Source organism: Blautia sp. SF-50 (genome assembly GCF_900101315.1).
In the GTDB taxonomy this organism is placed as follows: Bacteria; Bacillota; Clostridia; order Lachnospirales; family Lachnospiraceae; genus Blautia_A; species Blautia_A fusiformis.
On sequence record NZ_FMUW01000015.1, the window covers coordinates 16,097 to 37,349 of the forward strand.

The 21,253-nt window shown below is 39.0% G+C and carries 21 protein-coding genes; 19 read left to right on the forward strand and 2 right to left on the reverse strand.

The window, feature by feature from the left end; translation table 11 throughout:
- Positions 1–6: 6 nt before the first annotated feature.
- The 10 genes from BLP57_RS10490 to BLP57_RS10535 all read left to right on the forward strand — a co-directional run bounded on the left by BLP57_RS10490 (position 7) and on the right by BLP57_RS10535 (position 9,950).
- The gene (locus BLP57_RS10490) at positions 7–891 is read left to right on the forward strand and encodes a hypothetical protein (protein ID WP_008789326.1); all 885 of its coding nucleotides are present in this window, start codon (positions 7–9) and stop codon (positions 889–891) included.
- 12 nt (positions 892–903) lie between these two features.
- Positions 904–1,107 (forward strand): hypothetical protein, encoded by a 204-nt coding sequence (locus BLP57_RS10495; protein WP_008789327.1) that lies wholly within the window; start codon positions 904–906, stop codon positions 1,105–1,107.
- A complete protein-coding gene (locus BLP57_RS10500) occupies positions 1,094–2,902 on the forward strand; it encodes a VirD4-like conjugal transfer protein, CD1115 family (protein WP_092071542.1) in 1,809 nt (602 codons plus the stop codon). The genes BLP57_RS10495 and BLP57_RS10500 overlap by 14 nt, the downstream gene beginning before the upstream one ends.
- 19 nt (positions 2,903–2,921) lie before the next feature.
- Positions 2,922–3,284, forward strand: a complete 363-nt coding sequence (locus BLP57_RS10505; protein WP_015530024.1) for a hypothetical protein — start codon at positions 2,922–2,924, stop codon at positions 3,282–3,284.
- Between the two features lie 73 nt (positions 3,285–3,357).
- On the forward strand, positions 3,358–4,194 hold the full coding sequence (locus BLP57_RS10510; RefSeq protein ID WP_002594677.1) for a hypothetical protein: 837 nt from the start codon (positions 3,358–3,360) through the stop codon (positions 4,192–4,194).
- A gap of 135 nt (positions 4,195–4,329) precedes the next feature.
- Positions 4,330–4,695 (forward strand): PrgI family protein, encoded by a 366-nt coding sequence (locus BLP57_RS10515; protein ID WP_023920514.1) that lies wholly within the window; start codon positions 4,330–4,332, stop codon positions 4,693–4,695.
- The gene (locus BLP57_RS10520; RefSeq protein WP_092071546.1) at positions 4,688–7,018 is read left to right on the forward strand and encodes a VirB4-like conjugal transfer ATPase, CD1110 family; all 2,331 of its coding nucleotides are present in this window, start codon (positions 4,688–4,690) and stop codon (positions 7,016–7,018) included. The genes BLP57_RS10515 and BLP57_RS10520 overlap by 8 nt, the downstream gene beginning before the upstream one ends.
- Before the next feature lie 13 nt (positions 7,019–7,031).
- On the forward strand, positions 7,032–7,433 hold the full coding sequence (locus tag BLP57_RS10525; RefSeq protein WP_002594682.1) for a DUF6075 family protein: 402 nt from the start codon (positions 7,032–7,034) through the stop codon (positions 7,431–7,433).
- 6 nt (positions 7,434–7,439) lie between these two features.
- The gene (gene srtB, locus BLP57_RS10530; protein WP_092071549.1) at positions 7,440–8,207 is read left to right on the forward strand and encodes a class B sortase; all 768 of its coding nucleotides are present in this window, start codon (positions 7,440–7,442) and stop codon (positions 8,205–8,207) included.
- 39 nt (positions 8,208–8,246) lie between these two features.
- Positions 8,247–9,950 carry a lysozyme family protein gene (locus BLP57_RS10535; RefSeq protein WP_002594684.1) on the forward strand — a complete coding sequence of 568 codons (1,704 nt, stop codon included), beginning with the start codon at positions 8,247–8,249 and terminating at the stop codon, positions 9,948–9,950.
- A gap of 64 nt (positions 9,951–10,014) precedes the next feature.
- On the opposite strand, the gene BLP57_RS10540 is transcribed toward BLP57_RS10535, so the two are convergent.
- Entirely contained in the window at positions 10,015–10,467 is a 453-nt protein-coding gene (locus BLP57_RS10540; protein ID WP_092071551.1) for a hypothetical protein, read from the reverse strand.
- A 226-nt stretch (positions 10,468–10,693) separates the two neighbouring features.
- On the opposite strand from BLP57_RS10540, the gene BLP57_RS10545 reads away from it, so the two are divergent.
- The 8 genes from BLP57_RS10545 to BLP57_RS10580 all read left to right on the forward strand — a co-directional run bounded on the left by BLP57_RS10545 (position 10,694) and on the right by BLP57_RS10580 (position 19,402).
- Positions 10,694–11,029: a helix-turn-helix domain-containing protein gene (locus tag BLP57_RS10545; RefSeq protein WP_002594686.1), complete on the forward strand. Its 336-nt coding sequence runs from the start codon at positions 10,694–10,696 to the stop codon at positions 11,027–11,029.
- Positions 11,030–11,184: 155 nt separating this feature from the next.
- Complete coding sequence (locus BLP57_RS10550; RefSeq protein ID WP_092071555.1) at positions 11,185–11,400, forward strand: hypothetical protein; 216 nt, start codon at positions 11,185–11,187, stop codon at positions 11,398–11,400.
- A gap of 187 nt (positions 11,401–11,587) precedes the next feature.
- Positions 11,588–11,794, forward strand: a complete 207-nt coding sequence (locus BLP57_RS10555; protein ID WP_008789334.1) for a helix-turn-helix domain-containing protein — start codon at positions 11,588–11,590, stop codon at positions 11,792–11,794.
- Positions 11,795–11,811: 17 nt separating this feature from the next.
- Complete coding sequence (locus BLP57_RS10560) at positions 11,812–14,997, forward strand: type I restriction endonuclease subunit R (protein WP_175442975.1); 3,186 nt, start codon at positions 11,812–11,814, stop codon at positions 14,995–14,997.
- A gap of 11 nt (positions 14,998–15,008) precedes the next feature.
- Positions 15,009–16,643 (forward strand): HsdM family class I SAM-dependent methyltransferase, encoded by a 1,635-nt coding sequence (locus tag BLP57_RS10565; protein WP_207646705.1) that lies wholly within the window; start codon positions 15,009–15,011, stop codon positions 16,641–16,643.
- Positions 16,636–17,745, forward strand: a complete 1,110-nt coding sequence (locus tag BLP57_RS17845) for a restriction endonuclease subunit S (protein ID WP_175442976.1) — start codon at positions 16,636–16,638, stop codon at positions 17,743–17,745. The genes BLP57_RS10565 and BLP57_RS17845 overlap by 8 nt, the downstream gene beginning before the upstream one ends.
- Positions 17,746–17,857: 112 nt before the next feature.
- A complete protein-coding gene (gene xerA / locus BLP57_RS10575) occupies positions 17,858–18,841 on the forward strand; it encodes a site-specific tyrosine recombinase/integron integrase (protein ID WP_092071559.1) in 984 nt (327 codons plus the stop codon).
- A gap of 12 nt (positions 18,842–18,853) precedes the next feature.
- On the forward strand, positions 18,854–19,402 hold the full coding sequence (locus BLP57_RS10580; RefSeq protein ID WP_092071562.1) for a restriction endonuclease subunit S: 549 nt from the start codon (positions 18,854–18,856) through the stop codon (positions 19,400–19,402).
- Here the strand turns inward: BLP57_RS10580 and BLP57_RS18285 are convergent.
- Positions 19,381–20,115 (reverse strand): hypothetical protein, encoded by a 735-nt coding sequence (locus tag BLP57_RS18285; protein WP_242872610.1) that lies wholly within the window; start codon positions 20,113–20,115, stop codon positions 19,381–19,383. The two genes, BLP57_RS10580 and BLP57_RS18285, sit on opposite strands and share 22 nt — an antisense overlap.
- 13 nt (positions 20,116–20,128) lie before the next feature.
- On the opposite strand from BLP57_RS18285, the gene BLP57_RS10590 reads away from it, so the two are divergent.
- Positions 20,129–21,247, forward strand: coding sequence for a DUF3800 domain-containing protein (locus tag BLP57_RS10590; protein WP_092071565.1), 1,119 nt, complete (start codon positions 20,129–20,131; stop codon positions 21,245–21,247).
- The last annotated feature ends 6 nt before the right edge of the window (positions 21,248–21,253 follow it).

The window sequence follows — 21,253 nt, forward strand, 5'->3', positions numbered from 1 at the left end:
TTCACTATGACAAATGATTTCAAACCCGCAAAGGCTGGCGGTAATCAGCCGAGATTATCCAAAGAGGAGTATGCGGAAAAGAAGCGAGCAGAAAAAGAAAAGGTCTATCAGATGATTGACGACGCTGCCCGTGAGATTGTGAGTGACCCTGAGAAATTCAAGAGTTTTCTTGATACGCAGAGTCGAATGGACAGATATTCCGCAGCAAATGCTCTCCTTATTTACAGTCAGTATCCGCAGGCGACACAGCTTAAAGATTTTGATGATTGGGGTAAGGACAATGTGAAGATTACCAAAGGGGCAAAGAGTATTTCTATCCTTGAACCAGTGGAATACACAAGAGCAGATGGTTCTCCGGGTATTTCCTACAATGTCAAAAAGGTATTTGATGTTACGCAGACAAATGGAAGAAAAGCTCCGGCGGTATCAGCAAACCGTGACCCGAAAGCACTTATCACGACAATGCTTGATGTATCTCCGGTGGAGGTTGCGTCAACCGATGAACTTCCGTATCCGAATATGGCAGCTTTCTATAATAATGAAAAGCAGACCTTGTATGTGAAGCGTAATGTGGGCGACAGCGTAGCAGTTGCTCAGTGTGTGGCTCAGGAACTTGGACACGCACAGCTTTCCATCAACAGCGAAAGTTACAGCCGCAGGGATATGGGCTTTCAGGCAGTGTGTATCGGATATATGCTTTGCAAGAAGTATGGAGTAGATACACAGAATTTTGCAATTAACCGCATTCCGGAGGGATTGGCTTCCAAAGAGCCGAAAGAAATCCGTGCGGAGCTTTCCAAGACCCGAAATGCAATGGCAGAAATTCACAGTCATATCTCTGATGAAATGTTCCGCAAGAAGCAGGAGCGTTCAAAGGACTATGAGAGATAATGGAGGGCAGATATGGAAAAAGAAAAACTCTACCACATTGCTTTGGACGATTACGAACACGGTGTTGTCATTCGCTCCTTAAACGATGAGAAAACAAAGTTGATGGAGGAAGGCAAGTCCGCAGATGCAGTAGACGACCTGCTTGTAAAAGTCGGAAATGCCCCATTGAAAAAGTTCAAAGTAATTGAAAGGAAACGTTCAGATGAAGCGAGATAATGACAGGCAGACTGCCATTATTTTATCCATTGTCGGTATCGTTCCGGTCATATGGCTGGCACTTCTGATTGCACCTTCCATAAGCGGAGGGTTGCCGGAGATAGCAGCCAATCTTGCGACACTCTTTGATAATCCATTTTCCATAAAATTATGTGAGGACAGTCTGAAAACTGTCCTCATTTTGCTTTTGTGCTATGGAATGGGTATCGGGATTTACTTTTCGACAAGAAAGAATTACCGCAGGCGAGAGGAACACGGTTCTGCCAAATGGGGCAATGTCAGAGCCATTGATAAGAAATACCGACAAAAGCCGCTGTCAGAAAATAAGCTGATGACTCAGAATGTGTGCATTGGGCTTAATGCCAAGAAGCACAGACGAAATCTGAATACGCTTGTGTGCGGCGGCTCCGGTGCAGGTAAGACAAGATTTTATGCAAAGCCTAATATTATGAACGCTGCCAGAAACAGTTATGTGATATTAGACCCGAAAGGGGAAATCCTGCGAGATACGGGACATCTTCTTGAGAAGAAGGGTTACGAAGTGCGTGTGCTTGATTTGATTTCAATGGAGAAAAGCCATTGTTACAATCCGTTTGTCTATTTGCAGAATGACAATGATGTGCAGAAACTTGTGACAAATCTTTTCAAGAGTACCACTCCGAAAGGTTCACAGAGCAATGACCCGTTTTGGGATACGGCAGCGTCAATGCTTCTGCTTGCACTTGTATTTTATCTGCACTATGAAGCACCGCCAGAAGAACAGAATTTTGCAATGGTAATGGAAATGTTAAGAGCCGGGGCGATTGAGGACGAGGACGACCCAAGTCCTTCTCCGCTTGACAATCTGTTTTCGGATTTGATGATAGATAATCCTGACCACATTGCTTTGAAGTATTACCACTCTTATCATTCCGGTTCTTCCAAAACATTAAAATCCATACAGATAACCCTTGCAGCAAGGCTTGAAAAGTTTAACTTGGAAAGTCTTGCTGCTCTTACTTCTGCTGATGAACTGGATTTGCAGTCACTCGGAGAGAAAAAAGTGGCACTGTTTGCACTGATACCGGATAACGACTCCAGTTTCAACTTCTTGGTATCCATTCTTTACACACAGCTCTTTCAGCAGTTGTTTTATGCAGCCGACCATATCCACGGCGGTTGTCTGCCGATGCCCGTTCATTTTATGATGGACGAATTTGCCAATGTTTCACTGCCGGACGATTTCGACAAGATACTGTCGGTTATGCGTTCCCGTGGGGTATCGGTAAGTATCATCTTACAGAACTTGGCACAGCTTAAAGCCTTGTTTGAAAAACAGTGGGAGAGCATTGTGGGTAACTGCGATGAATTTCTTTACCTCGGTGGAAATGAGCAGTCAACCCATAAATATGTGTCGGAGCTGTTGGGTAAGGAAACCATAGATACTAATACGTTCGGAAAGAGTACCGGAAGAAGCGGTAACTATTCCACCAATTATCAGATTAGCGGCAGAGAGTTACTTACCCCTGATGAGGTGCGTATGCTTGATAATCAGTACGCTATTTTATTTATCCGTGGGGAAAGACCCATTATGGATTTCAAATATGACATTATGAAACACCCGAATGTGGCACTTACCACAGACGGAAAGGCAAGTCCTTATATGCACGGAGAAGTCACAAAAGATATTGCTTCGATTGCTATTTGGGACATTGACCCTGCAACACTTCCTGAAAAGGAAATGGAAGAAACGAACTGGGAACTTCTTTCCGATGAGGAGATGGAAGCTCTGTTCATAAACAATCAAACGAATTAAATTTTGGAGGTATTCAACTATGACTATTTTTAAGAAAAAAGCAACTGATACTCAGGAAACAAAGAAACTGCCTATGACCGGAAAGGTTAAGAAAGGCTTCCGTGCTTATTGCACAATGGTCATTGTCGGTGCGTTGGCACTTGGAATGACAACCACTGCATTTGCAGCAAATGACCCGCTTACCGTAGTCAACAATCTGTCCGACTTTATCTTCGGACTTATCCGTGCCATCGGTATGATTTTGCTTGGCTTTGGTATCGTGCAGGTCGGTCTTTCACTCAAATCTCACGACCCTTCTCAGAGAGCCAATGGTTTCCTGACTCTTGCGGGTGGTGTCATTATCACTTTTGCGAAAGAAATCCTTACTCTTATCACAGGCTAAGATAAGAGTTACACAGTTATCGAGGGGTGTGCCAAGTTAAGGTACACCCCTTAATTGTAAGGAGGTGCTTTGAATGAGTGATAACTGGGTAGTTCAAAATCTTGAAAATGCCCTTGAAACTTGGAATGAAAAACTGTCGGAAATATGGACGCTCATCACAACTACACCGCAGAACTTTAAGGGAGGGAATATCTGGAAGGTTATCGTTGACATCAACGGTGCAGTTCAGGCTATCGGGCTTGCATTGCTTGTATTGTTTTTTGTGATAGGTATGGTAAAGACCTGCGGAAGTTTTACAGATGTGAAGAAACCGGAACACGCTTTAAAGCTCTTTGTTCGTTTTGCACTGGCGAAAGGTGTTATCACATACGGAATGGAACTTATGCTTGCACTATTTAATATCGTGCAGGGTACGATTTCAACCATTATGAATGCTGCCGGATTTGGAACTCCGGAACAGACGACCTTGCCCGCAGAGATGGTAACGACCATAGAGGACTGCGGATTTTTCGAGAGCATTCCATTGTGGGCGGTAACGCTTATCGGAGGATTATTTATCACAGTGCTTTCGTTCATTTTGATAATGACGGTGTACGGACGATTTTTCAAACTGTATATGTACACAGCACTTGCACCGATACCACTTTCCACATTTGCAGGAGAACCGACACAGAATGTAGGGAAAAGTTTTATCAAGAGCTATTGTGCAGTTCTGCTTGAAGGAGCAGTCATCGTACTTGCTTGTATTATTTTCTCCGTATTTGCTTCATCGCCGCCAGTAGTGAATCCTGACGCAGCAGCAGTTACGCAAGTGTGGGCATATATCGGGGAACTGGTATTTAATATGCTTGTTCTTGTCGGTGCAGTGAAAATGTCTGACCGTATTATCCGAGAGATGATGGGACTTTAAGGAGAGATTTTGAGATGAACCAAAGAAATTGTAAGAAATGTGTTTACTATGGCGGTAAACGGAAAGGCAAAGTCTTTTGCCTGAATGATAAATGCGTGAGGGAGAAAGACCGAAACCGCAGGAAAGGAAACAGATATGGAAGTAAAAATTAACCGAGAAATCAGAAATTATACAGAGTCAATGTTTTTTGGACTGTCGCTCAGACAGTTTATTTTTTCTGTTCTCGCTTGTGGCGTTGCGGTAGGACTGTATTTCTTGCTTAGACCGTATGTTGGCACGGAAACCGTATCGTGGGTGTGCATTTTGGGTGCTGCCCCGTTTGCGGCACTTGGCTTTGTGAAGTACAACGGTATGACCGCAGAAAAAGCAATCTATGCGTGGATAAAATCGGAGTTTTTAATGCCGAAGAAGTTGGTATTTCATTCCACCAATGTGTATTACGAACTGATGAAGCCAAGCATTGAACAGAAGCAGAAGGAGGTATTGAAGTCAAATGATTAAGACTCTTATGAACCTGTTTAAGCAGGATAAAGAAAAATTTGTTGTACCGAAAGGTGTGCAGGACGTGATTCCCGTAGCAGCTATCTTTGATGATGGCATTTTCAAAGTGGGAAAGGATAAATATTCAAAGACTTATCGTTTTACAGATATTAACTATGCGGTGGCAAGCCGTGAGGATAAGGAAGCGATGTTCCTTGAATATTCCGAACTTCTGAACTCCCTTGACAGTGGTGCAACGACAAAAATTACAATCAATAACCGTCGGCTCAACAGACTGGATTTTGAGCAGACAATCCTTATTCCGACAACCGGAGATAATCTGGACGAGTATCGAGAGGAATACAACAAAATGCTTCTTGATAAGGCAACGGGTGCAAACTCCATTGTTCAGGATAAGTATATTACCATTTCCATCAACAAAAAGAGTGTGGAGGACGCAAGAACTTATTTTGCCCGTGTCGGTGCAGATTTGATTGCTCATTTTGGCAGGCTCGGAAGTAAATGCGTGGAACTGGAAACAGACGAAAGACTTCGTATTTTCCATGACTTTTATCGTGTGGGAGAGGAAAGTTCTTTTCATTTTGATATTAAGGAAACAAGAAAAAAAGGACACGATTTTAAGGATTATATCTGCCCTGACACAATGGAATTTGAAAAGGACTATTTCAAGATGGGAAACCGTTATGGAAGAGTCCTTTTTCTTCGTGAATATGCGTCCTATATCAAGGACAGTATGGTAGCGGAACTTACGGATATGAACAGAAATCTGATGATGTCCATTGATATTGTTCCCGTTCCGACTGATGAAGCAGTAAAGGAAGCAGAGAACCGTCTGCTTGGTGTGGAAACCAATATCACGAACTGGCAGCGTAGGCAGAATGCCAATAATAACTTCTCTGCAACTGTTCCGTATGATATGGAGCAGCAGAAGAAAGAAATGAAAGAGTTCCTCGATGACCTTACAACCCGTGACCAGAGAATGATGTTCGCTGTTATCACGATGGTTATTACAGCAGACAGCAAAGAACAGCTTGAGAATGATACGGAAGCATTGCTTACCACGGCAAGAAAACATCTTTGCCAGTTTGCAACACTGAGATTTCAGCAGGTAGATGGACTCAATACGGTAATGCCGTTTGGAACAAGAAAGATTGATGCGTTCAGAACACTTACAACAGAGAGCCTTTCAGTATTTATCCCATTCAGGGTGCAGGATATTTTCCACGAAAACGGTATCTATTACGGTCAGAATGTTATCAGCAAAAATATGATTATCGCAGACCGTAAGCAGCTTTTGAATGGTAATTCCTTTATTCTCGGTGTATCCGGTGGCGGTAAGTCATTTGCAGCAAAGGGAGAAATCATCAATCAGGTTCTTTCTTCGGATGCAGATGTTATCATCATCGACCCTGAACGAGAGTATTCACGACTTGTCAATGCGATGGGCGGAGAGGTCATCAATATTTCTGCTACTTCCGATAATCATATCAATGCAATGGATATGAATAAGGATTACGGCGACGGTGCAAACCCTGTCATTCTGAAATCTGAGTTCATTATGTCCCTTTGTGAACAGCTTATCGGAGGAACAAATCTTGGAGCAAAGCAGAAGTCTATCATTGACCGCTGTACGGCAAGCGTGTACCGCAGTTATCAGCAGAATGATTATCAGGGACATATACCGACCTTGCAGGATTTCAGGGCAGAACTTTTGCAGCAGGACGAACCGGAAGCAAAGGAACTGGCACTTGCTATTGAGCTTTTTACACACGGTTCTCTGAACACCTTTGCAAAGCAGACGAATGTGGATACTAACAATCGCCTTATCTGCTATGACATTCTTGATTTGGGTAAACAGCTTATGCCGATAGGTATGCTTGTTGTCCTTGACTCTATTTTGAATCGTATCACACAGAACCGTGCAAAGGGTAAGAATACCTTTATCTTTATTGATGAGATTTATCTTCTGTTCCAGCACGAATACTCTGCAAATTTCCTCTTTACCTTGTGGAAGCGTGTGAGGAAATACTCTGCATACGCAAGCGGAATTACCCAGAATGTCGATGACCTTTTGCAGAGTCACACAGCAAGAACAATGCTTGCAAACTCAGAGTTTATCATTATGCTGAATCAGGCTTCCACAGACAGGCTTGAGCTTGCAAAACTTCTGAATATTTCCGACCTTCAGATGTCCTATATCACGAATGTGGAAGCAGGACACGGACTTATCAAGGTGGGAAGTTCGCTTGTACCGTTTGCAAACAAATTCCCTAAGAACACGAAACTTTATAAACTGATGACGACCAAGCCGGGCGAAGCATAAGGAGGGATTTACAATGTCTAAGATTCAATTTCGCAATGCTGCACACAGAGATTTTGTTTTGGAAAATCTGGATAAGTGCAAAGTCAACGACTGCTATCACAGAGCATTTTTCTATGTGATGGGTATTTCAGAAGAAACGAGAATGAACATCGGAAAGATGTTTGATTTTAAGAGGGATTGCATCATACCGGAAGGTATGCACGGCGGTTGGCAGACAAGTGGAACAGTCAAGGTCTGCCACCTTGCCTTTAATCTCTGGAATGGATTTACGGAAGAAGGCAGGGAAAACCTCTATACACCGGAGGAACTGTTCTGTTGCGGATATGCTCCGTATTTTATGGAGGGTATCAAGTTGAGGTATCCGGAGTATTGCAGGGATTTGACCCCGCCTAAGAGAAACGATATGGAAAGGTAAGAGAAAATGAGCAGAAAAATCTATATTATTATTGCGGTGGTGCTTACGGTAGTGTTGTCTGTAAGCACCTTCTTTATTATCCGCAATCATATTGATTCTGCCAAGCAGAATGAAGTCTATGATAACCTTGCGGAGATTGTGGAGGACGAGCCGCCAAAGGAAAATGAGGGCGTGACGTTTTCGGAAGATAAGGATTATATTGCCGAATATCTTGAACTCTATCGGCAGAATGAGGATATGGTGGGGTGGATAAAGGTTGAGGATACCAATATCAACTATCCGGTCGTGCAGTCTGTAAATGAGCCGAACTTCTACCTGAAGCATAAGTTTGATAAAACCTATTCTGCTTATGGCTGTCCGTATGTGCAGGAAAATTGTGATGTGCAGAAACCTTCAGACAACATCATTATTTACGGACACCATATGAATGACGGTTCTATGTTTACGGGACTGATGAAGTACAGAAACAAGAGCTTTTGGGAAGGTCATAAGACTATTACCTTTGATACACTGACGGACAGACACCAGTATGAAGTGATTGCAGTCTTTAAGACGGTTGTTTATACAAACAGCTCCGACAGCTTTAAGTATTATGAGTTTACGGACGCAGAAAATGCGGCAGAGTTTGATGCGTATGTTGCTAAGTGCAAGGAACTTTCTCTGTATGATACCGGAGTATCGACAGAGTATGGCGACAAGCTGATTTCTCTTTCTACTTGTGAATATTCAAGAAACAATGGCAGGCTTGTTGTTGTCGCTAAGAGAGTGGATTAAACCCCACTCTCTATTATTTTTCGAGAAAGGAGGAAACCGATGGCTGATATAAAAACAAGAGATACAAGCAAAGGTACAATCAAGACCATAAATAAGGCAGCAGTTGCCACGGAGCGAATGAAGAAAGCCTATGTGATGACGAAAGATAAGGCAGAACATTCCACCAATGCTTCGGAAAATTCCGCAGAGGAATATGCTTCCGATAAAATCGAAGCGGCAACGGATAGGACTGTTCACGAAACAGCATACCGTGCGGATAAAGTCGGCAGATGGGGTGTGCGTGAAACAAGACAGAATTATCAGAAAGCTAAAACGGGAATTGAGAATTTCAAGACCAAGCGTGCAGAGAAGCAGCTTCAAAAACAATCGGTCAATCCTGTCGGAAAACAGAGCATCCGAACTCTGGAGCGTACAGAGAAAACAATTAAACAGTCTGCAAGGTCGGCAGGAAATACGACAGTCAAGACCGTATCGAAAGGTGCAACCAATACTGTTCAGAGGTCGGTCAAGACCGCAGAACAAACGGCAAAGACTTCTATTAAGACCACAAAAGAAGCTGCCATTATAGCACAGAAAACAGCAAAAACAACAGCCAAAGCAACACAGAAAGCGGCTCAGACGGCAAAGAAAGCGGCGAAAGCCACAGCAGATACCGTCAAAGCGACAGCGAAAGCTACTGTTGCGACAGTCAAAGCGATTATTGCAGGGACAAAAGCACTTGTAGCAGCAATCGCCGCAGGAGGTTGGATAGCGGTGTTGATTATTATGATTGTCGTGTTGTTCGGTGCTGCCGTAGCAATGTTCGGTGGAGGAAGTGACAGTAACTCCTATACTCCGGTAAGTGCAGAGGTAGAAGCCTATGAACCCATCATACAGAAGTATGCAAAAGAGTACGGCATTCCTGAGTATGTAGAACTTATCAAGGCGGTTATGATGCAGGAAAGCGGCGGCAGAGGACTTGACCCTATGCAGGCAGCAGAAGGAAGTTTCAATACGAAGTATCCGCACGAACCTAATGGAATTAAAGACCCTGAATATTCTATCCAGTGTGGTGTTCAGGAATTGAAAGCGGCTCTTACCTCGGCAGAGGTGGAAAGCCCGATAGATATGGAGCATATCAAACTTGCCCTGCAAGGCTACAACTTTGGTAATGGGTATATTTCTTGGGCAAAAACCAATTATGGTGGATATTCCTATGCCAATGCAGTAGAATTTTCGACAATGCAGGCTTCCAGACTTGGGTGGAGCAGTTATGGAGATACGCAGTATGTCGCTCACGTTCTGAGGTACTATCCGTATGGGCGAGCCTTTACTGCCGGAGGTAATCAGGCGATTGTTGAGGTTGCCTTGACGCAGGTAGGCAATCAGGGCGGACAACCTTACTGGAGCTGGTATGGCTTTAACAGCCGAGTGGAATGGTGTGCCTGCTTCGTATCTTGGTGTGCTGACCAATGCGGATATATTGAAAGTGGACTTGTTCCGAAATTTGCAGGTTGTGTGGACGGTGCAAACTGGTTTAAGTCAAATGGAAAATGGCAAGACCGCACTTATGAACCAAAGGCAGGAGATATTATCTTCTTCGATTGGGAAGGCGACGGTACAACAGACCACGTTGGTATCGTAGAGAAGTGTGAGAACGGCACAGTTTATACCGTAGAGGGTAACTCAGGCGACGCCTGCAAGCAAAGACAGTACGCAGTCGGAAGCAGCAATATCTATGGATACGGTATTCCGGCGTATTAAAAATTCCAGACGGTGTCTGGAAAATCGAAAAGATGGCTGCTCAGTTGAGTAGCCATCAGGTACATTATGAGAAATCGGTTGTTTCTCTGTTATTCAGGAAAATATGGTGTGTATGATAAGTGAAGCTGAAAAGCATATCGGCATTTTCTTTACTGCCGCCTAAAAAGGAAATATCATCGGCGAGGATAAAAAGAATTGCTAACAGCTTCTTGATATATCCAGTGTAGCAGGCATAATCTACATAGATGTTGGCGATATATCCCTCGGCAAATTCTATCAGGTCAGCATCAATTTCAAAGCTATTGGATAACTCGTAAACGGTCTTGATGAATTTGTCCTTGTCAGCAATTCGTTCTTTACTTGGAACACTTCTGCGGTTCTTCTGTATGAATTTCAAAAAATCATCAGCTTCCGTAAAGTCGGGAGTGATTGCGTTGCCAGTTCCCAAATCTGTTTTGTAATCCTCAAATTTCTCTTTTTCAAACCGATTACTGAATATTATCTTTTGTTCGTCCATTCCTTTTTACCCCTAAGTTTATTCTATGGAGATTGTTTAACTTGGCTCTTGGGTTGTGATTTGTCTTTCGCCATTAACAATCGTGAATTACTACTTTTATAGTATAACATAAAAATAGTTGGGAATCATCACTAATAGTTGGTTTGACTTCCTTTGGGTGCGTGTGATTTGAAATCAACTTAACCTATACTATTAGTTATGGAAACACACTAAGGGAGGTGATGTGATGAAGCTCGATACAATCGGCAAGAATATAAGAAAGTTCCGACTTGCGAGGAAATTACGCCAAGAAGATTTGGCTGAGAAAACAGATTTGACAACAAATTATATTGGTATGGTTGAGCGTGGAGAGAAAATTCCGTCACTCGAAACTTTCATAAAGATAGTAAATGCTTTAGGTGTATCATCGGATATGGTTCTTACAGATGTTCTGGAAACGGGATACACAGTCAAGAACTCTATGCTGAATGAGAAGCTTGAAAAACTTGCTCCTGAAGATAGAAACAGAATTTATGAAGTCATAGATACACTTGTAAAGCAATCAAAGCAAATACTTCCATAAAACACAGAAGTTCGTCCTAATCGGCGAGCTTTCTTTTTTTCAGCATAAAAAATTTCTGCTATCGACAAATTTTTCGGGACTTCGACAGAGAAAATATGCTATAACAACAACTGTCAGTGATAGACACATACTAATAGATATAGGAGGAAGTAGAAGTGAACGACATTTTCAGACAAATAGCAAAGGAAAATGGAACAACCGAAAAAGTAGTAAAAGAGGAAATGCAGTTTGCCATTCGGGAAGCAATGAAAAGTGCTGAACCGGAAGCAATAGCTTTTTGGAAAGCAGTTGCACCGGACGGAAAAGAGCCGCCGATAGAAAAAGTCATAGCAATGATTGCATTGAATGTTAATAATAGAATGTATAATTGAGGTGCTTCGGCATCTCTTTTTTATTATTCTTTAAAAGAGTCGTATTAGGTGTTTGTAAAAAGTGACACCTTGCTGGATAGGAGCTGCGAATAAACCCCTATATCTTGAAAAAATAGATTATTCATAGTATAATGTCAAATGAGTAACTGTAACCAAAAGGAACGGAGAATACGAAGGAGCGTTACAGATGAGAATAAGCTACAACAAACTTCAAAAACTTATGATTGATAATCAAATGAAAAGACAAGATTTAATGCGTGCTGCGGAGATTTCATCGTCTGTTGCAACAAAATTAAATAAGAATGAAACAGTATCCCTTGATGTGCTTATGAGAATTTGCAAAGTATTTCATTGTGATATTGGCGATGTATGTGAAGTCATATTAGACGAATGATATGAGGAGGTCTGAAGATGGCGGCAAGTGGTAAGAAAAATATGTTTAACGAAGCTACCCGTGTTCAAATGCCAGCAATGGTTCATTTGACACGCCTTGGTTATACCTATTTCGGGAAAATAACTGAAGATATGGCAGGCACAGTATATGACCCTGATACCAATATCTTAATTAACGTTTTCAAGGAGCAGTTCGCACGGCTTAATCCTACCCACGCAGGAGAAGCGGAACAGACATTGAAAACTATTAGGCAGGAATTAGATAATGATGATATAGGACGCAGTTTTTACGAGCGTTTATCGTCTGTTTCGCCTGTTAGATTGGTGGATTTTGAAAATCCAAAGAATAATACATATCATTTTACCGCCGAGTTCACTTGTAAGCGTGACCAAGATGAATTTAGACCTGATATTACATTGTTTGTAAATGGACTTCCACTTGTATTTGTTGAAGTAAAGAAGCCGAATAATCACGGCGGTATGGTTGCAGAAAGCAAGAGAATGAACCAAAAGAGATTTCCTAATAAAAAATTTAGGAGATTTTTGAATATTACACAGTTGATGATTTTCTCTAATAATATGGAATATGACACTATGGGTGGTATTGTTCCGGTTCAGGGGGCATTCTATTGTACGACGGCAAAACAGTCTGCACCGTTCAACTGTTTCAGAGAAGAAAATCCTACAAATTTGGATATTGCACCTTATAATGCAGATTTCCCATATAAGGATATTGACCCGATTGTTGAAAAGAAGATATTGACTGACTTTAATTGTCAGGTTATTCATACTTCTCCGGAATATCAAACAAATTTAGATACCTATACACCGACCAATCGAGTACTGACATCTATGTGCAGTCCTGAAAGATTGTTATTTATATTAAAATATGGAATTGCCTATGTTCGTTTTCATAAAGAAATAAATGGCAAGATAGAGTTTATTGAGCAGAAACATATAATGCGTTATCAACAGATGTTTGCTGCCTTAACAGTAAGAAGTAAGATTGATGAAGGTGTTAATTCAGGTGTTATATGGCATACTCAAGGTAGTGGAAAGACCGCCCTTTCGTATTATCTTACTTATGTTCTTTCTGACTATTTCAGCAAACAAAATAAAGTTGCAAAGTTTTATTTCATTGTTGACCGCCTTGATTTGCTGAAACAGGCTTCAGAAGAATTTGAAGCTCGTGGATTGGTTGTGAAAACGGCAAGTTCCCGTGCTGAACTTATGGAGCAGTTCCGTAACAATCAAGCACAAGAGGGAAATACGGGAAAACCTGAAATTACAGTAGTAAATATACAGCGTTTTGCTGAAGATAGGTCAAAAGTTGACCTTCCTGCGTATGCAACGAATTTGCAGAGGGTGTTTATTATTGATGAAGCACATAGAGGGTATAAACCAGAAGGCTCATTCTTGGCTAATCTTCTTGATGCAGATAAAAATGCAATAAAGATTGCGTTGACAGGAACACCGCTTTTGAAAGAAGAAAGAGAATCTTGGAGAGTTTTTGGTAATTATATTCATACATACTATTATGACAAATCAATTTTAGATGGATATACGCTGAAAATTATCCGTGAGGACATAGAAACTCAGTATAAAGAGCGACTTTCTGAGATTTACGAAAAACTTGAAACTTTGGTAGAAAAGAAAGACGTAAAGAAAAGTCAGATTGTTGAACACGATAACTATGTCAAAGAGTTGCTTAGATATATTATTTCTGACCTAAAGAGATTTAGACAAATTCAGGGAGATAATACGCTCGGCGGTATGGTCATTTGTGAAACAAGTGAGCAGGCAAGGAAGCTGTTTGCGTATTTTGATGAAATTCAAGCAGAACTTAATAAAGACGCTTCTATGAAAAGTCATTTGCGAGCAGGACTTATACTTCACGATAGTGATGACAAAGATACAAGAGATAAGATTATTGATGACTTCAAAAATAATATGACAGTTGATATTCTTATCGTTTTCAATATGCTTCTTACCGGATTTGATGCACCAAGATTGAAACGCCTGTATTTTGGTCGAAAATTGAAAGACCATAATTTGTTGCAGGCAATTACAAGAGTCAACAGACCGTATAAAGAAAACCATTATGGTTATGTCATTGATTTTGCAAATATAAAAAGGAATTTTGAGGAAACAAATGAAGCATACCTCAAAGAGCTGAACCGTTTTAATGACCCGAATGAAGTTGGTGCGGGAAATGAAACAGATACATTCAAACAGGTTATTGAAGACCCGGCAGAACTCATTAAACAAATGCAGGAAGTGCAGCAGGTTCTTTTTAACTACACCACAGATAATGCAGAAGAATTTAGTTCGGAAATATCTACGATTGAGGATAAGCAGGAATTGCTTAAACTTAAAAAAATTCTTATTGCTGCTCGTGACTGTTGTAATTTGGTAAGAACCTTTGGCGATGATGAATTGAAGGAAACATTTGCAAAAATGGAATTAACAAAGTTGCCTTCATTGATTTCAGAGGTGCAACATCATATTGATAACATAAATCAGAAAGAACTTTTTGCAAGTGATGATACCACGAAATTGCTTGTCAATGAAGCAATGGAGGATATTACATTTAATTTCAGCAAAATCAGTGAAGAAGAATTAAAAATCATCGGTGGTAAAGACGCAGTAACAGAAAAGTATAAAAAGACTGTTCGTGCCTTTACTCAGAATATCGACCCTGATGATCCTGAGTTTATTACTTTGCAGGAAGCATTTTTGCTTCGCTTCAAGCAACATGGTTTTGAACCTAAGAGTGTATCTGAGATTGAGGAGCAAGGAAAGGAATTGGAAGATATTCTGAAAAAGCTTGATGAATTGCAGAAGAAAAACACGGTTCTGCTGAGAAAATATAATGGCGATGCGAAATTCGCAAGGGTTCATAAAAGAATCAGGGAAGAAAATCTTGCTCGAAAAGCAGCAAATAAACAGCCGATTGTTTCAGAATATGATATGTCTATTATGAATGTTTTGCTTTCTATTAAGTCTGATATTGACCAGAAAGTGTATGACAGAAATGATATATTGAAGAAAGACGCATATTTTGAGAGAACGGTTATGACACAAATAAAAGCAGGCATTGATAAGTTGGGAATAGCGAGTGCTCGTGAGGATAGAGTATTTATACAGAGCAGGATTACAAAACAGTATCTTGACCAGTATAACCAGACTTATTCAGTGGCATAAAGGAGAACACAATGGAAGAAATAAAGACGATAAAAGAAAAAACCATAGAGTTGATAGATGCCTTAAAAGCAACTTGTCAGACCTATGGTATGGGAAACGATGGTAACGAATATAAAATTATCACACAGGTTTTCCTTTATAAGTTCCTTAATGATAAATTCGGATATGAAGTAAAAAAAGTAAGTCCGGTTCTTAAAAATGCTGAAAAATGGGAACTTGCTTATGCAGAAATGTCAGAAGATGACCGCTTGGATATTTTTGATAGTTTACCGTCAGATATTCCATTACTTAATCCGGAACATCTTATTGCCAACTTATGGAATCAGCAGGCAAAAGGCGATTTTGATTTAATCTTTGACAGCACTATGACAGATATAGCAGATAAGAATATTGATATATTTTCAACTCAGACTGCTCAGAATACAAAAATACCGCTTTTTGAAAAGCTGACACAGTATGTGACGGACGATACAGCAAGAGCACCTTTTGCTCGTGCGTTGGTTGACAAGTTAGTAAATTTCTCTTTTGAAGAAGCATTTGAAAAGCACTATGATTTCTTTGCGGATATATTTGAATATCTGATAAAAGATTACAATACCGCAGGCGGTGGTAAGTATGCAGAATATTATACTCCTCACGCTATTGCAACGATTATGGCAAGATTGCTTGTTGGTAATGCAACTGATTTACATAGCATTGAGTGTTATGACCCATCTGCTGGAACAGGAACACTTTTGATGGCTCTTGCTCACAAAATTGGAGAAGATAAGTGTACGATTTTTGCTCAGGATATTTCACAGCGAAGTAATAAAATGTTAAAACTTAATCTTATCCTAAACAGCTTGGTATCTTCTCTTGACCACGCAATTCAAGGAGATACGCTGATTGCTCCATATCATAAGAGTGATAATGGACAGGAATTAAGAACTTTTGATTATGTAGTTTCAAATCCGCCTTTTAAGATGGATTTCTCAGATACAAGAGAACGTATAGCAGCAATGCCTGTTCGTTTTTGGGCGGGAGTTCCGAAAGTACCAGCCAAGAAGAAAGAGAGTATGGCAATTTATACGTTGTTCATTCAGCACGTTCTTAATTCATTGAAATCAACCGGAAAAGGTGCGATTGTAGTTCCTACCGGATTTATAACTGCAAAATCGGGTGTAGAAAAGAAAATACTACAACATATTGTAGACGAACATATTGTTTATGGCTGTATTAGTATGCCGTCAAATGTATTTGCTAATACCGGAACTAATGTATCAGTATTATTTTTTGATAATTCAAGAAAAACAGACAAGGTTGTACTGATAGATGCTTCAAAACTGGGAGAAGAATATAAGGACGGTAATAATCAGAAACGCAGACTTCGTGATTTTGAGATTGATAAAATTGTTGATACATTCCTTAATAAAGAAGCCGTTGATGATTTTTCAGTTGCTGTTACATATGATGAAATCAAAGAAAAGAAGTATTCACTTGCGGCTGGACAATATTTTGATGTAAAAATCGAATATGTTGAATTGTCACAGGACGAGTTTAATGCTCGTATGAGTGCCTATGCAGAGAAACTGCAAGAATATTTTGCAGAGGGCGACAAACTGAAAACGGAAATCATGGAACAGTTAAAGAAGGTAAAGTATGAATAGAATGAAACTTGGAGAAATACTATCAGTAAAGCATGGGTGGGCTTTTAAGGGAGAGTATTTTGCGGAAGATGGAGAACAAAGTATTTTAACTCCGGGGAATTTTTTTGAAAAAGGGGGATTCAAGCCTAATAATGGGAAAGAACGTTACTATACAGGAACTTATCCAAAGGAATATTTGTGTCATAAAGGCGATTTGATAGTTGCCATGACACAACAGGCAGAGGGACTTTTAGGAAGTACAGCGTTAGTTCCTGAAAATAATAAATACTTGCATAATCAGCGAATAGGACTGATTACTTGTGATGAAAAACGTTTGAACAAATTATTTGCATATTATCTTTTTATGACAAAAAGTGTAAGAGAGCAGTTAGAACGAAGTTCATCAGGTACGAAGGTAAAGCATACATCGCCTGAAAAAATTTATGATGTTGAGGTTGAAATCCCCGATGTAATTTCTCAACAAAAAATTGCAAATTTGTTATGGGCTATTGATGAAAAAATTGCCAATAATAAAGCGATAAACGATAATTTATCAGCAATGGCTTATGACATTTATATGCATACTTTTTTCTCAAAAAAGCCTAATGCTAAACTGAAAGATATTTTGACCGAAGCAGAAAAGTCAGCCATTCAGGTCGGAGAAGCCAAAACATCAAATGGCGAATATCCATTCTTTACAAGTGGTGCAACTATTTTGAAATGGAACGAACCATTTGTTGATGGTAGAAATTGCTTTTTAAATACTGGTGGTAACGCTGATGTTAAATTTTATGTTGGTAAAGCAGCTTATTCAACAGATACTTGGAGCATTTCTGCAAAATCCGAAATGTCAGACTATCTCTACTTAATGTTATTTTCAATTAAGCCCGAACTTGACCAAAAATTCTTCCAAGGAACAGGGCTGAAGCATTTGCAAAAGCCTTTACTTAAAGACAGACCTATCTATATTCCTGAAAAAATGGAATTAGAAGGATTTAACCGTCAAGTAATGCCGATGTTTGATATTATTTCTGAAAATACAAGAGAAAATCAACAGCTAACATCTCTTAGAGATTGGCTTTTACCTATGTTAATGAACGGTCAGGCTACCATCAGTGATTGATACGGTAAATTATCGTTTAATATATCCCGTAACTCTTGTGAGTGGCAGGAGTTAAATCAGGGGACTACCGCTCCATAGTTGTTCTCTAAGTTAAATAAAAGGAGAATTGACTATGAAACAGAACTTAATCACAGATGTTATTCAAGGAATGTTACCTTTCTTGAATAACGCACAGACAGAAAGATTGCAAGAGGTGTTGCAACATACACTTTTTGATTATGAGGTAACAAAGGCAGAAAAAGATAAGGAACTTTCAGAACAGAATTTAGTAGAGTCTTTCTTATCGGCAAAGCGTATTGAAGGCTGTTCTGAGAAAACCTTGAAATACTATAATGCAACGATACGGGCAATGCTTGATGGCATTGGAAAAGGTATCAAATATATTGTGACCGACGATATTCGTTGTTATTTGACAGAGTATCAAGCTAAGAAAAAATCCAGTAAAGTTACGATAGATAATATAAGACGAATACTTTCCAGTTTTTTCTCTTGGCTTGAGGACGAGGATTATATTTTGAAAAGTCCGGTCAGGCGAATACATAAGGTTAAGACCGGAACGAACATTAAGGAAACCTATTCAGATGAAGCACTTGAATTGATGAGAGATAATTGCACAGAACTCAGGGACTTGGCAATGATTGATATGCTTGCTTCAACGGGTATGCGTGTCGGAGAAATGGTGTTACTAAATCGTGAGGATATAGATTTTAATGAAAGAGAATGTGTTGTTTTCGGCAAAGGCGATAAGGAGCGAATAGTATATTTTGATGCAAGAACAAAAATACATTTGCAGAATTACTTGAACAGTCGCAAGGACGATAATCCGGCATTGTTTGTGTCATTAAAAGTCCCTTATGAGAGATTAAAAATCGGTGGTATTGAAGTGCGATTGCGAAATTTTGGAAAACAATTAGGTCTTAGTAAGGTACATCCACATAAATTTAGGCGTACTCTTGCGACTATGGCAATAGATAAAGGAATGCCCATTGAACAGTTACAGCAGCTTTTGGGACATAGAAAAATAGATACGACTTTACAGTATGCAATGGTTAAACAGAGCAATGTTAAATTGGCTCATAGAAAATATATTGGATAATGGAGATTGTTTATGAAATATAGAATGGACGAGATTACCGAATCGTGTTTGGGGAAAATGCTTGATAGTAAAAAAAATAAAGGGGAGTATCAGCCATATCTTGCAAACATAAATGTTAGATGGGGGTCATTTGATTTGAACAATTTATCTTTGATGAGATTTGAGCCAAATGAAAATGACAGATATGGCATAAAATATGGCGACTTAATTATGTGTGAAGGTGGCGAGCCGGGTAGATGTGCTATTTGGAGAGATGAACTTCCAAATATGAAAATTCAAAAGGCATTGCACAGAATAAGACCTAATACAAATTTGGTAGATGTTGAATATTTATACTATTGGTTTTTATTATCTGGGAAAAATGATTTACTTAGAAGACACTTCACAGAAACAACAATCAAACACTTGCCGGGGGAAACATTAAAACAGTTAGTTATTGATTTACCAGATATGAAAATACAAAAAAATATATCCACGGTTTTAAGAAGCATAGATAAAAAAATAACTGTAAATGAAAAGATAAACGATAATTTACCACATCAATCACTGATGGTAGCCTGACCGTTCATTAACATAGGCAGCAACCAGTCACGAAGTTTAACAAGTTCTTGATTTTCGCAAATATTTTTACTTATTTGTGCATATATAGCCTGAGTAGCTTCGTGATAAGCACGTAAAACTGTATCTTCAGGAATAATAATGTGAACGCCTGCCAAATCATCATTGTTTACAGCTTCTTGAGTCGCTCCGTGAGCAAGCATATCTTTATGAATTTCAAAATATGCATTTGAAACATAAGAAGCAATATATTCAAAACTGATTTCGTTGCATTGTAATCCGCAAAATCCTGTTGAAAGAATACAACTTGAAATAATAGGTTGCATTTCTTTGTTTAGGTAAAGATGTTTAATACTATTTTTCATTTTAGCAAACCATACAGAATTTATACTTGGTTGCATATTAGCACGACTTTCTCTACCGTCGTAATCAACAATAGTTCCTGTTGAGATAGAAGTACCTTTAACATCGGCTGTTGCTAGGTATGTTTTTGTATTAAAGATTTCGACTCCGGGTTTTATTATGGAAGATAAACAGTTTGAAATTACAGATTGAACTTTCCAATTTTCAGGAATATTACGTTTCAAAGTATCATTCCAAACCATTTTTCCACCGGAAGTCTGATAAGGATTGCCGTCGTTATCAGGAAAATCAAATTGGGTAAACCAATAATCATATAAAAGCATAAGTTGCTGCTCTAAATTATCGTTTAGCATAAGGAGAAATATATTGAAATTATTTTTTGATGAGTCTGGATATTCCGGTTGTATTATGCCAAACAAAAATGGACAATTGTTTAATGATGGACAACGACATTTTGTATTGGGAAGTGTTTTTGTTGCTGATAAAGAAGATGAAATAGAGATACTGAACAAGTATAGACAGTTTAAGAATCGTTTCGGATTTACAGGAGAAATAAAAGGTTCTGAGCTTATGACTCAGCGTAATAATGAAGCCCTAAAATATTTTATAACAAATGTGCTTGATGATAAGCATTTCTTTATTTGTAATTATGATAAGATATTTTACTTGGCAACATTGATTTCAGTATATATTTTTGGAGTGCCATTTCAACAGCAAGAAACATTAACTTTTTATATGATGGCAAGTGCTTTGGCGGGAGAAAAAGAAGAACTGTTTTTACATTATTGTTCCGCAGTATGTGAAAACACCGATAATTCTAAAAAAGAATTTTTGGAATATCTTATTTCCTTTTCTTATGAAAAACTGGATAGAAATGATTATAATTTGTATATAGCATTTGCTAAGCTTATGTTAGAAAATAAGGATTATGGAGAATTCCCGTTGACTTACGAAGCGTATAGCTGCAAAAATACTGTAAATTTTGTGAATATGACGGCATTAGGAGAAACGCTTTTGAGCTTAAAACATCTACACGGAGTTGATATGAGCAAGACAGAAATATATCACGATAACTTAATGGGGTACGAAGAAGAATATAATCAGTCGTTTGAAGATAATAAAATACATATCAATTTTGTTGATAGCAAAGAAAATGAATTGGTTCAGTTAGCAGATAATATAAGCAGTATTTATCGTAAGTGTTTTGAAAAGTCGTTTGAAGCATTTAGATGCAATAAGCAATGGACAGAGAATATTTGGTTTACTGAAAATTATTCGAGAATTATAAATACTATTGGAATGGAACATATAAAAATGGATACCCAGATTTCAGATTATGTGTTACCTTTTGTAATTCGTGATATTTTTGGAAATGAATATGGACAATTTGAGAAAAACAAGGAAAAATTTTGGGGACTATTTTATTTCTACAAAGAAAAAATTATGGAAGATATAGATGCAATGAAAGTGGATTTACCACTTTGATTAAAA

Excerpts from the sequence above, each read along its gene's own strand:
- BLP57_RS10520 (WP_092071546.1), top strand. The coding sequence starts at position 4,688 with ATGATTAAGACTCTTATGAACCTGTTTAAGCAGGATAAAGAAAAATTT.
- BLP57_RS10555 (WP_008789334.1), top strand. The coding sequence starts at position 11,588 with ATGAGAATAAGCTACAACAAACTTCAAAAACTTATGATTGATAATCAA.
- BLP57_RS10540 (WP_092071551.1), bottom strand. The coding sequence starts at position 10,467 with ATGGACGAACAAAAGATAATATTCAGTAATCGGTTTGAAAAAGAGAAA.
- BLP57_RS10560 (WP_175442975.1), top strand. The coding sequence starts at position 11,812 with ATGGCGGCAAGTGGTAAGAAAAATATGTTTAACGAAGCTACCCGTGTT.
- BLP57_RS10515 (WP_023920514.1), top strand. The coding sequence starts at position 4,330 with ATGGAAGTAAAAATTAACCGAGAAATCAGAAATTATACAGAGTCAATG.
- BLP57_RS10510 (WP_002594677.1), top strand. The coding sequence starts at position 3,358 with ATGAGTGATAACTGGGTAGTTCAAAATCTTGAAAATGCCCTTGAAACT.
- BLP57_RS10545 (WP_002594686.1), top strand. The coding sequence starts at position 10,694 with ATGAAGCTCGATACAATCGGCAAGAATATAAGAAAGTTCCGACTTGCG.
- BLP57_RS10565 (WP_207646705.1), top strand. The coding sequence starts at position 15,009 with ATGGAAGAAATAAAGACGATAAAAGAAAAAACCATAGAGTTGATAGAT.
- BLP57_RS10495 (WP_008789327.1), top strand. The coding sequence starts at position 904 with ATGGAAAAAGAAAAACTCTACCACATTGCTTTGGACGATTACGAACAC.
- BLP57_RS10500 (WP_092071542.1), top strand. The coding sequence starts at position 1,094 with ATGAAGCGAGATAATGACAGGCAGACTGCCATTATTTTATCCATTGTC.
- srtB (WP_092071549.1), top strand. The coding sequence starts at position 7,440 with ATGAGCAGAAAAATCTATATTATTATTGCGGTGGTGCTTACGGTAGTG.
- BLP57_RS10580 (WP_092071562.1), top strand. The coding sequence starts at position 18,854 with ATGAAATATAGAATGGACGAGATTACCGAATCGTGTTTGGGGAAAATG.
- BLP57_RS10525 (WP_002594682.1), top strand. The coding sequence starts at position 7,032 with ATGTCTAAGATTCAATTTCGCAATGCTGCACACAGAGATTTTGTTTTG.
- xerA (WP_092071559.1), top strand. The coding sequence starts at position 17,858 with ATGAAACAGAACTTAATCACAGATGTTATTCAAGGAATGTTACCTTTC.
- BLP57_RS18285 (WP_242872610.1), bottom strand. The coding sequence starts at position 20,115 with ATGCTAAACGATAATTTAGAGCAGCAACTTATGCTTTTATATGATTAT.
- BLP57_RS17845 (WP_175442976.1), top strand. The coding sequence starts at position 16,636 with ATGAATAGAATGAAACTTGGAGAAATACTATCAGTAAAGCATGGGTGG.
- BLP57_RS10505 (WP_015530024.1), top strand. The coding sequence starts at position 2,922 with ATGACTATTTTTAAGAAAAAAGCAACTGATACTCAGGAAACAAAGAAA.
- BLP57_RS10490 (WP_008789326.1), top strand. The coding sequence starts at position 7 with ATGACAAATGATTTCAAACCCGCAAAGGCTGGCGGTAATCAGCCGAGA.
- BLP57_RS10535 (WP_002594684.1), top strand. The coding sequence starts at position 8,247 with ATGGCTGATATAAAAACAAGAGATACAAGCAAAGGTACAATCAAGACC.